Source organism: Altererythrobacter aquiaggeris, from assembly GCF_037154015.1.
Taxonomy (GTDB): domain Bacteria; phylum Pseudomonadota; class Alphaproteobacteria; order Sphingomonadales; family Sphingomonadaceae; genus Aestuarierythrobacter; species Aestuarierythrobacter aquiaggeris.
The window spans coordinates 2,102,603-2,113,560 of sequence record NZ_JBANRL010000001.1 but is presented as its reverse complement, the minus strand read 5'-3'; the positions used below and the strand labels follow the sequence as shown (position 1 = coordinate 2,113,560).

Below are 10,958 nucleotides of genomic sequence, written 5' to 3'. Positions count from 1 at the left end.
GACAATGGCTGCTCGTGACAGATTGCGCGAAATTTCTCGCATTCTTGTCGGGGCGAGGCGAGCGGCCACAGCGCTACCCTGCTTTCCCGGGACGCTTCCGGAAAACTTCGCCGATGCCTATGCAATCCAGCAACTCTCCCGCGAGAGTTGGCCTGACGAAGTTGCCGGCTGGAAGGTTGGCGGGGTCCCGTCCGATTTCATCGACATTTTCGGCGAGACCCATCTGGTCGGTCCTATTTTTGCCCGATCGGTGAAATATGTAACCAACGGTGCCTGCGTCGCCATACCCGTATTTTCGGGCGGATTTGCTGCGATTGAACCGGAATTGATTCTGCAATTAGGCGAGAAACGCGCGCAGGACAGGTTGTTCATCGGTGCAGAGATCGCAAGCAGCCCTTTGCCTGCCATCAATGAAATCGGGCCGATTGCGGTTATCTGCGATTTTGGCAATAATAACGGCATGATTGTCGGGCCGGAAATTCTCGATTGGCGCGATCAAGCCGTGGCGCCGATCGTGGTCGAATGCCTTATCAACGATGAAACGGTCGGTTCGCGCGAGCTTGGCAATTTTGCTCGGGCTGCTGAAAAAACGGTCGAATTTCTACTGTCCCACGGGAAGGAAAAAGGTATCGAGGTGACAGCCGGCACCTATATTTCGACCGGCGCGATTACGGGAATTCATGAGGCCGGACCGGGCGCGAGTTCCAGCATTTCTTTTGGCAGATACGGGTCCTTTTCGGTCACGCTCCACACGGCAACAGCAAGCTGATGGACAGCGCAGCAGGCGCGATCAGCAAAGGCGGTGGGCTCACCCTGTCGCGGCGCATGGTACTGAGCGGTTCGCTGGCAATGCTGGCGGCATGCCAAGGGCGTTTCTCCAGCCTGCTGACCGCGACCGACACCCATGTGCTTGGCTATCCAACAGTGCAGGCTGTCATTCGCTTTGGCGAAATCCTGAGCGAGCGGACGGGCGGCCGCTTGGGCCTCAAGATGTATGCAGGCGGTCAGCTTGGCAACGAGCGCGACACGCTGGAAATTGCGACCTTTGGCGGGCTCGATTTTAACCGCGTAAACCTTGCACCGCTCAATTCCATCGAACCGCTTACGCGTGTTCCGGCACTGCCGTTCCTGTTTGAATCGACCGGGCATATGCGGGCCAGCATGGATGGTCCGATCGGCGACGAAATACTTGCTTCGCTTGAACCGCATGGATTGATCGGATTGTGTTTTTACGATTCTGGTGCGCGATCATTTTATAATACGCGCGGCCCGATTAACACACCCGCCGATATGGCGGGGCTTAAGCTGCGTGTCCCGGGCTCTGATCTGCATGTCGCGATGATCAAATCGCTTGGAGCCGACGCGACCCCGATGCCGCTCGACGAGGTGTATCAGGCGCTTGCCCAAGGGGTAATCGACGGGGCGGAGAACAACTGGCCGTCGTTTGAAAGCGGAAAGCATTTTGAAGTCGCGCGCTATTACAGTCTGACGCGCCACCTGCTCTCGCCAGAAATGTTTGTGATGTCCAAGATAAGCTGGGACAAACAGACCGCAGCAGACCAGCAACTCATACGCGAGGCAGCCAAGTTGTCAGTCCCGTATATGCGGCAATTATGGGATGCCCAGGTTGCCAAAAGCATGAAGATCGTGCTCGCATCAGGGGTTGAAGTAAACGAAGTTGATCCTGCTCCTTTTACCGAAGCGATGATGGTCATGTGGGCCGACTTTATCGACACGCCGCGCGAGCAGGAGCTGGTCGACCAGATTCTGTCTATGCGCAAACGGGGCAAGTAATGCGGCAGATCTCAGATCTTCTTATCAAGCTAGGCGCTGCGGGTCTTATATTGATGACGGCCATTATCGGTTGGCAAGTGTTTGGCCGGTTTGTCCTTGATGCGAGCCCATCCTGGTCCGAACAAACCGCGCTTATCCTGATGATCTGGTATGTGTTCTTTGCTGCCGCTGCCGGCGTTTACGAAGGCTTTCATATCCGCATCTCGTTGTTCGAAAGCCAGCTTTCTGATGCAAACGCGCATCTGGTCCGAAACGTGATCCAACTGCTGGTTGCGGGCGGTGGTATCATTTTGCTTGTTTACGGGGCGCAGCTCTCCTGGTTGGTGCGCGACCATACTATTCCGGTGCTGGGTATCAGCCGCGGGCTTGCCTACATTCCCATTCCGTTATGCGGGTTGTTAATCGCATTGTTCGCGCTCAATCATCTGCGGCAAGGCGCCATAGCCGGCCCTGATGAAAATCAGGACGTATAATGGAAATTCTCGTCCTGTTCGGCGTTTTGACGTTGCTGCTTCTGCTCGGTGTTCCGGTTGCATTTGCATTGTTCGGCGCGGCGCTTGCCGCATTCGTTGTGATCGACATTCCGTTGGTGGTCGCGGTGCAGCGTATGGCGGCCGGAATTAGCGTATTCACTCTGATGGCGATCCCGTTCTTCATCTTTGCCGGCGACTTGATGTACCGATCGGGAATTGCGGAGCGGCTTGTCCGCGTGGCCGACGCTGCGTTGGGCAGGGTGCGCGGCGGACTGGGTCTGGTCAATGTGGGCGCATCGATGATGTTTGGAGCCGTGTCAGGCTCTGCCATCGCCAGCGCTTCGGCGATCGGTTCGACCATGGTGCCGCTCATGGAGGAAAAGGGCTATCCCAAGGATTACGCGGTTAACGTGACTGTAACTGCAGCCATCGTCGGACTGCTTATCCCCCCTTCGCACAATATGATCATCTATTCTGCCGCTTCGGGTATCGGGGTTTCGATCGGCGATCTGTTTCTGGCAGGAGTAATTCCGGGTCTTCTGACCGGCATGATGCTCATGCTGACCGCTTGGCTGGTTGCCCGCCGCAGAGGTTTGCCCAAGGGGCATTTTCCTGGCTGGCGCGCGCTGTTCATGGCCTTCGTTCTCGCCATTCCCGGCCTATTGACCGGGGTCATCATCATGGGCGGTATCTTAAGCGGATTTTTCACGCCGACCGAAAGCTCCGCCGTCGCCGTGATCTACACCGCGCTTGTCGGCACCTTTGTGTACCGCAGCCTTGGTTGGACAGGCTTCATCCAGGCCGCGCAGATATCGGTTCGGACCGCATCGATGGTGCTGTTCGTAATCGCAGCGGCGACGGCTTTCGGCTTTGCGCTGGCCTTGCTCGAAGTGCCCGCCGAACTGGCCAGTCTGATCGGCGTCATGACAGACAACCCGGTCATGACATTGATAATCATCAATATCATGCTGCTCGCGCTGGGCACCTTTATGGATATGGCGCCACTGATCGTCATCACTACGCCCATCTTCTTGCCAGTCGCGATGACTAGCGGAGTGGATCCGGTGCATTTCGGGATAGTCCTGATGCTGAACCTGGGGATTGGGCTTGTGACGCCGCCAGTAGGGTCTGTGCTGTTCGTAGGCTCTGCAGTCGGCAAGATAGGCATACCCGCGATGATCCGCACGATCTGGCCCTTTTACCTCACATTGTTGGCGGCATTGGTGCTAATCACCTTTGTACCATCGCTCTCGCTTGCACTTCCGGCGGCATTCTGACTTTCGTTTCGCAAGTAGTTTCGCTTAAGGGGGTGGCACATACAATCGGGGACTGAATAATGGTGCAGAACGGCAAACCAACGATCAATGATGTCGCGCGCCTTGCCGATGTTTCCAAGAAAACCGTCAGCCGGGTCATAAACAAATCGTCACTGCTCAGTTACAAGACTCGCAAACATGTGGAAGCGGTGATCGAGGAAATCGGCTTTGTCCCCAACCCTCAGGCACGCGCTCTGGCGTTGCGGCGCAATTTCATCATTGCGGCCGTGCACGACAATCCCAACGCGCAGTTTCTGGTGAATGTTCAGCAAGGAATACTCGAAGCGCTCGAAGGCACGAGCTTTGGGCTGATGGTTCAGCCGGTTAATCGTAATTCGCCTTCGATACAGCAGGATCTGCGCGACTTTCTCGAGCGTCAACGCCCTTATGGTGTCGTTTTGTTGCCTCCGATTTCAGAAGATGATGGATTGGCGAATGTCTGCCGCGAATTCGGCGCGCGTTATGTCCGGATGGCGTCAGCCGAGATCGACAAACCCGAGCAATTGGTAATGTCCAATGACCGTGAGGCGGTGCGGCAGGCGGTCAAATACATCACCGAGCGTGGTCACAAGCGGATTGCCCTGATCGAGGGGCGCAGGAATTCGCGCTCTGCGCTCGAGCGGCGCAAAGGTTACGAGGATGCGCTTGAAGAGGCGGGTCTGGAAGTCGTCCCGGATCTGATCGAGCAAGGCCGCTACTCCTACGAGTCCGGTGTGGAAGCCGCGCTGAAATTGCTTGAAAAACCCTCTCCCCCGACAGCAATTTTCGCCTCCAATGACGAGATGGCGATCGGCGTACTCATAGCGGCCCGCAGCAAAGGCATCGATGTGCCGAGTGGACTTTCGATCGTAGGCTTTGACGACACCCCGATGTCGAGCCATGTCTGGCCCGCGTTGACGACAGTCAGATGGCCAATCGCCGAGATGGGACGGATCGCTGCGCTAAAGCTGATGATGCAACCGGATGATCCTCCCATGCAGGAATCATTGTTCCCGTCAGAGCTGATCAAGCGCGATTCTGTCGGACCTCCGGCAGACGATTGATCATAGGCGGGGAGCAGACCAAAACAGCACTTGCATCGCTAAATGACACCGGTTACCTAAATGCCGAAGTCAATTTGGGACGCTGCGCCGCTCTGGCTGCTGCGACATCGAGGCAGAGAGTGGGTAGCTATGAAAATTGCACTAATTAACGAGAACAGCCAGGCCTCCAAGAATGGCATCATTCACGACGCACTCAAGTCAGTAGCCGAGCCGCTTGGATACCAGATTTTCAATTACGGCATGTTCAGCGCAGAAGATGAAGCGCAACTGACCTACAATATGGTCGGTTTGCTGAGCGGCATCCTGATCAATTCCGGAGCAGCGGACTTTGTGGTCAGTGGATGCGGCACGGGCATGGGCTCGATGCTCGCCTGCAATGCCATGCCAGGCGTGTTTTGTGGCCTCGTGATCGATCCGACCGACGCGTTCCTCTTCGCTCAGATTAACGACGGGAACGCCATCGCCATGCCCTACGCCAAGGGATTTGGCTGGGCTGCCGAGTTGAACCTGCAGGATTGCTATCGCAAGCTTTTCGAGGGCGAGAGCGGAATTGGTTATCCAAAAGAACGTGCTGCAATCATGAAGACCAACCGCGGCATATTGGCCGAAATGAAGTCGGCAACCTGTCACGACATGCTGACGGTGCTCAAAAACGTCAATCAGGATTTGCTCAAGTCGGCGATCGCTGGCGAGAAATTCGGCGAATATTTTTACGCGAATTCTCAGGATGAAGATATCAACGCCTATCTGCGCGGCCTGTGATGCGGGCCAGAACCTTTCTCACATTTCTGAGGTCATGATGGCCTGCAATCCATTCGATCTGTCCGGCAGGGTCGCCATGGTGACCGGAGCGAACACCGGCATCGGACAGGGGATCGCTGTGGCTCTGGCCGAGGCTGGCGCCGATATTGCGCTGGTTGCCCGAAGCGATGCGTCCGAAACAGTGGGGTTGATCGAACAAGCGGGGCGGCGCGCGCTCGTTATTACCGCTGATCTGTCCTCCATAGATCCGTGCGAGAGGATCGTAGCCCAAGCGGTCGCAGGATTGGGACGGCTTGATATTCTGGTCAATAATGCCGGGATTATCCGCCGCAATGATGCCACCGAATTTACCGAGGATGATTGGGATGCAGTCATTGACACCAATCTCAAGGTCTTGTTTTTCCTTAGCCAGGCGGCAGGCAGGCACATGATCGCGCACGGGGGCGGTTCGATCATCAACATAGCCTCCATGCTTACGTTCCAGGGAGGCATCCGCGTCGCGAGCTATACCGCGTCCAAAAGCGGCGTCGGCGGCCTGACCAAACTGTTGGCAAACGAATGGGCGGGCAAGAACATCACCGTCAACGCAATTGCACCCGGCTACATCGCGACCAACAACACCGCTGCACTACAAGCTGATCAGGACCGCAATCGCCAGATTCTTGAGCGTATCCCTGCGGGTCGCTGGGGCGCGCCATCAGACTTGGGCGGAGCGGCGGTGTTCCTCGCCTCGGATGCTGCGCGGTATATTCAGGGGCATATCCTTGCCGTTGATGGCGGCTGGCTGGCTAGATAGATAGGTCATGGCCGCCGTCTGGATAGCTGCTCGATCGCACCGGATGATAGAGTGTGACTGCGGTGCTGCAGACCCGTCACGCAGAATCGCCGGACACCATTATCGGAGCAAAAAATGACTGATTTTCCCGCTTTTGGCGAAGATATGCTCCGGGTTAACGCGGCTGGTCACAAACGATTTGTCCAGGCTCCGGATTTCGCGGCAAAGTCTGGCGGGGCAGAAGCGCTGCACATACCGGGCATTACCCCGTCTCCTGGCCAGTCGGCCGCTGGGCTGGAGCCGATCAGGAGCGAGAGGCTGCCGGCCAAGGGGGCCCGATATTTGACGGCCCGCTTGGTTGCCGGTGCGATGCTTGTTTGCGGGCTTTCCAGTCCGCTAACTGCCGAGAATTATCTCGTTCATGACCAGGCAGAATATGTCACCGCCGCCGGACAAGTGAACGCGGGCGACACGATCACATTGGCCAGCGGTGAGTGGCGCGACTTCGAAATGGTAATTTCCGGCAAGGGAGAGCCTGACAAACCGATTACGGTTACCTCCCAAACACGTGGATCAGTCATGCTGACCGGGCAATCGAGTCTCCGGATCGGCGGTGAGTATATTGTTGTTTCGGGCCTGGTTTTCAAAAACGGATACAGCCCGAGGGGCGAGGTCATTTCCTTCCGCCAGAGTGCACAGGACCAGGCATCCAACAGCCGCGTTACAGACGTGGTCATCGACAGCTTCAGCAAACCCGACCGGTACGAGTCCGACTACTGGGTCGCCATGTATGGCCGCGGCAACCGGTTCGACCATAATCATCTGGCCGGAAAGACCAACAAGGGCGTGACATTCGCGGTGCGGCTCGACAGCGAGGAAAGCCGCGAGAACGGTCACCGGATCGATCATAACTATTTCGGCCCGCGGCCCGTGTTGGGATCGAATGGCGGCGAGACACTGCGCATCGGAACCAGCCATTATTCGATGTTCAATTCCAACACGCTGGTCGAAAATAACGTGTTCGACCGTGCGGACGGTGAAGTCGAGATAATTTCCTCGAAATCCGGCGGCAATATTTTTCGCGGTAATGTGTTCTTGCGTTCGCGCGGCACACTGACGCTTCGCCACGGTGACGGCAACCTGGTCGAGCGAAATGTCTTTCTTGGCGGGGGCAAGGATTACACGGGCGGTGTCCGGATCATCAACCGCGACCAGAAGGTGAGTGACAATTATATGGAGGGGCTGCGCGGCGACGGTTTCTCCAGCGCGGTTGCAGTCATGAACGGCGTACCCAATTCGCCGGTCAATCGCTACGTGGAAGTCGAGAACGCCAGGATTTCGGGCAACACGGTCGTGGATAGCACGCGCATTACCTTTGGTCTGGGCGCGGACGAGGAGCGTTCGGCAATTCCTTCCAAAACGGTATTTTCCGGTAACTTGCTCAGTGGAACGGGAGCGGAAGAGTTCATTGTCGCTGATGCTGACGCCTCCGGTATCACTTTTGGCGGCAACCGCGTTCTTGCAGGCCGGATAGACGCTGCTTTGCCGCAGCTTGGGGTTGCTCCGGGTAAGTTGGCACGCGCAGGCAACGGTTTGCTTTATCCGGTGGACCCGGCGCTCGCGAATGTTGGTGCGCCGCGCGATTTAACACCGGTGGCTCTCGATCAGGTGGGCGTCTCCTGGTATCCTAAGCCCACTGCCGATCGTCCCTTCGGGTCGAGCGGCATGGTCACACAGGTCGCGCCGGGAAGTGACACACTGGTTGCCGCGATTGCCGCTGCAAAATCCGGCGATATCCTAACGCTGTCGGCAGGCGAATACATCGTGGAACGGACAGTTGCGCTGGGTAAGTCGTTGACGCTCAGAGGGGAGGATCGCGAAAATCTGCCGGTAATCCGGTTCGCGAGGCCATCGCTGATCGAGTTGCGCGAAGGCGGCAATCTCCAGCTTGCACAGCTTGTCATCGATGGTGAGCTTGCGCCCGATTCTGTTGGAAACTCTGTGATACGGACGACCATTTATCCGATCCAGTCAAACATGCAGATCGAGTTTGACGGGGTGACTGTGCGTAATCTGACGGTCAACAAATCCTTCAGCGTGATTACCCTTGGCAAAAGCACTCTGGCCGACCGCATAGCGATCAAGAACAGCAACTTTGCTGATATTTCCGGGACTATTGTTTCAGCTGCGGCCGAGACCGAGGATTACGGCCAGTATAACGTCGAATATCTCGACATTATCGACAGCAGCTTTACCAATGTCGGCGGTCCCATTGCGGACGTCTATCGTGGCGGAAGCGACGAAAGCACCTTTGGTCCCTACGTCAATATCAGCGGCAATGCCTTGGCCGATGTGGGCAGGGCGTCCACGAACAGGTCGGGCGCTGCGATCAACCTGCACGGGGTGCAGACTGCAAAATTGTCGGGCAATGCGTTTGCCGGTTCGGCGCCGCTCAGAATCGTGCACACCGTGGGAACGCCGAAAACATCTGTTACCGACAACAGCTTTGCAGAAACTCCCGAACCGATTCTCGAAGAACTGGTCTTCGACGGGCCAGCGCGTGTCACTGCCGCGCGAAATATCATTGATGGGGCGATGGCGGAATGAGGGGCACTTTCTTGCTGTTTGCCACGTTGATGCTGGTCGCTGGCGGGCTTGGCTTTCCGGTGAATGCGGCCAATATCGCGCAAGATCAGCCTGTTGCCTTGCCCCCGCTCTATGCAGCCGAGTTATCGCGCTCCGAGGAATTTGTTACCGGCATGATGGCGCAGGGTGTGGTGGTGCCCGTGCCGAAAGATCCCGGCGGCGGCTACACCCACGAGCAGCACAAGCGGAATTACCGCGCGATCCATCTTTCAGGTCAGCTTTTCCGGATAACGGGTGAGCAGAAATACCGCAATTATGTGCGCGATATGCTGTTTGCCTATGCCGATCTGTACCCGGCTCTGGGCGAACATCCTGCCAAGGCCAATCAGAATGTCGGGCGCTTGTTCTGGCAGGTGCTGAACGATGCCATGTGGCTGGTCCACACAGTGCAGGGTTACGGCGCAATTCGCGATACACTTTCAGCGGATGAACGAGAGCGGATCGACAACAACGTTTTCCGCCCTGCTGCGATGTTCCTTTCGGTCGATTCCAACCGAACTTTCAACCTCATCCACAATCACGCGACATGGGCGACCGCCGGTGTCGGCATGACCGGCTATTTGCTGGGTGACCGCGATATGGTCGACCGCGCTTTGCTGGGGTCCGACAAAAGCGGCGAGAGCGGTTTTCTCCGGCAAACCGAATTGCTGTTTTCGCCCGACGGATATTACACCGAAGGGCCATATTATCAGCGGTTCGCATTGCTGCCTTTCATGGTATTTGCAGACGCAATCGAACGGAACGAGCCCGAACGGGAAATCTTTGCGCACCGTGACGGAATCCTGCAAAAGGCTCTGACCACGACGATCCAGCTGACTTACGGTGGTCATTTTTTCCCGTTTAACGATGCCATACGGGACAAGAGCCTGAACACAGCCGAATTGTATGAGGGCGTAGCTATCGCCTATTCGGTGTCTGGCGATCCGGGCCTGCTGTCGATAGCGGATTTTCAGGACCGGACAGTCCTTAGCAATAACGGGCTGAAGGTATCGCGGGATCTTGCAGCCGGGAAGGCCGCACCGTTCGGCTTTCGTTCGATGCTTTTTCGCGATGGCCCCGAAGGAGACAAGGGTGCGGTTGCCGTGTTTCGCAATGGCACCGGCCCGCGCCATACTGCATTGGTTGCCAAGAACAGTTCTCAGGGCATGGGACATGGCCATTTCGACAAGCTTAGCTGGCAGCTTTATGACAATGGCCACGAAGTGGTGCGCGATTACGGTGCGGCGCGATTTTTGAATATCGAAGCGAAAGAGGGTGGTCGGTATTTGCCCGAGAACGAAAGCTGGGCCAAACAGAGCGTTGCCCATAACGCGCTTGTCGTGAACGAAACAAGCCATTTCGGCGGCAACGTGGACATAGCCGACAGCTTTGCGCCCAGGCAACTTTACTTTTCGGCCAAGCCGGAGCTGCAGGTCAGTACAGCCACCATCGATAGTGCCTATCGTGGTGAAAATGTCATAATGACGCGCACGCTGGCGCGGATGGATGTGACCGGCCTTACCGCACCTGTAACGATCGATGTCATGCGAGCAAGCGGCGAGGGTGCTCTGACCTTTGATCTTCCTCTTCATTATTCGGGCCATATTATGGAAACAGGGTTTGACGCCCGGCACAATGTCGCCTCACGGCCCGTACTGGGTGATGATAATGGCTACCAACATATATGGGTTGATGCGGTCGCAAGGCCGAAGGGCGGTAATGCTTACGTGACCTGGTTGCTGGATGGACGGTTTTACACTTACCGCTTTGTGCCATCCGGCGCCCTTGAAGTCTATCTGGCCGAAAGCGGGGCGAACGATCCGGATTTCAATTTGCGGCGTGAGCCGATCATTATCCAAAGAATTCAAAACACCGACAGCGCGACATTTGTCAGCATTCTGGAATCGCACGGCCTTTACGACGGCGCAGCCGAACAGACTATCGGCAGCAGGAGCGCAATCGCTTCGCTGCGTCACGTCCGGCAAGGCGGAAACGATCTGGTAATTATCGAGACGACCAGCGGGGACAAAACCGCACTCGCAGTGTCTTACGATAATGTCGAAAGCAAGCGCCACAGCGCGAGCATCGACGGGCGTGAGTTTTCGTGGACCGGGTTCGCCGCGCGCATCGATCTGGGCGGCGGGGCTGAATAGATTGGCAACCATGGCGC

At 56.7% G+C, this 10,958-nt stretch carries 9 protein-coding genes; all 9 read left to right on the top strand.

The window, feature by feature from the left end:
- The first annotated feature begins 4 nt into the window (after positions 1-4).
- The 9 genes from WFP06_RS10325 (at position 5) to WFP06_RS10285 (ending at position 10,941) form a co-directional block, all read left to right on the top strand.
- Positions 5-769 (top strand): 2-keto-4-pentenoate hydratase, encoded by a 765-nt coding sequence (locus WFP06_RS10325; RefSeq protein ID WP_336987085.1) that lies wholly within the window; start codon positions 5-7, stop codon positions 767-769.
- Positions 769-1,794 carry a TRAP transporter substrate-binding protein gene (locus tag WFP06_RS10320; RefSeq protein ID WP_336987084.1) on the top strand — a complete coding sequence of 342 codons (1,026 nt, stop codon included), beginning with the start codon at positions 769-771 and terminating at the stop codon, positions 1,792-1,794. The genes WFP06_RS10325 and WFP06_RS10320 overlap by 1 nt, the downstream gene beginning before the upstream one ends.
- Positions 1,794-2,267: a TRAP transporter small permease gene (locus WFP06_RS10315; protein ID WP_336987083.1), complete on the top strand. Its 474-nt coding sequence runs from the start codon at positions 1,794-1,796 to the stop codon at positions 2,265-2,267. Before WFP06_RS10320 ends, WFP06_RS10315 begins: the two co-directional genes overlap by 1 nt.
- Positions 2,267-3,544 carry a TRAP transporter large permease gene (locus WFP06_RS10310; protein WP_336987082.1) on the top strand — a complete coding sequence of 426 codons (1,278 nt, stop codon included), beginning with the start codon at positions 2,267-2,269 and terminating at the stop codon, positions 3,542-3,544. The genes WFP06_RS10315 and WFP06_RS10310 overlap by 1 nt, the downstream gene beginning before the upstream one ends.
- Positions 3,545-3,603: 59 nt before the next feature.
- The gene (locus tag WFP06_RS10305) at positions 3,604-4,626 is read left to right on the top strand and encodes a LacI family DNA-binding transcriptional regulator (protein WP_336987081.1); all 1,023 of its coding nucleotides are present in this window, start codon (positions 3,604-3,606) and stop codon (positions 4,624-4,626) included.
- A gap of 129 nt (positions 4,627-4,755) precedes the next feature.
- Positions 4,756-5,388, top strand: coding sequence for an RpiB/LacA/LacB family sugar-phosphate isomerase (locus tag WFP06_RS10300; protein ID WP_336987080.1), 633 nt, complete (start codon positions 4,756-4,758; stop codon positions 5,386-5,388).
- 37 nt (positions 5,389-5,425) lie between these two features.
- A complete protein-coding gene (kduD, locus tag WFP06_RS10295; RefSeq protein ID WP_336987678.1) occupies positions 5,426-6,184 on the top strand; it encodes a 2-dehydro-3-deoxy-D-gluconate 5-dehydrogenase KduD in 759 nt (252 codons plus the stop codon).
- A gap of 114 nt (positions 6,185-6,298) precedes the next feature.
- A complete protein-coding gene (locus tag WFP06_RS10290) occupies positions 6,299-8,770 on the top strand; it encodes a polysaccharide lyase 6 family protein (RefSeq protein WP_336987079.1) in 2,472 nt (823 codons plus the stop codon).
- The gene (locus WFP06_RS10285; protein WP_336987078.1) at positions 8,767-10,941 is read left to right on the top strand and encodes an alginate lyase family protein; all 2,175 of its coding nucleotides are present in this window, start codon (positions 8,767-8,769) and stop codon (positions 10,939-10,941) included. The genes WFP06_RS10290 and WFP06_RS10285 overlap by 4 nt, the downstream gene beginning before the upstream one ends.
- Positions 10,942-10,958 lie beyond the last annotated feature (17 nt).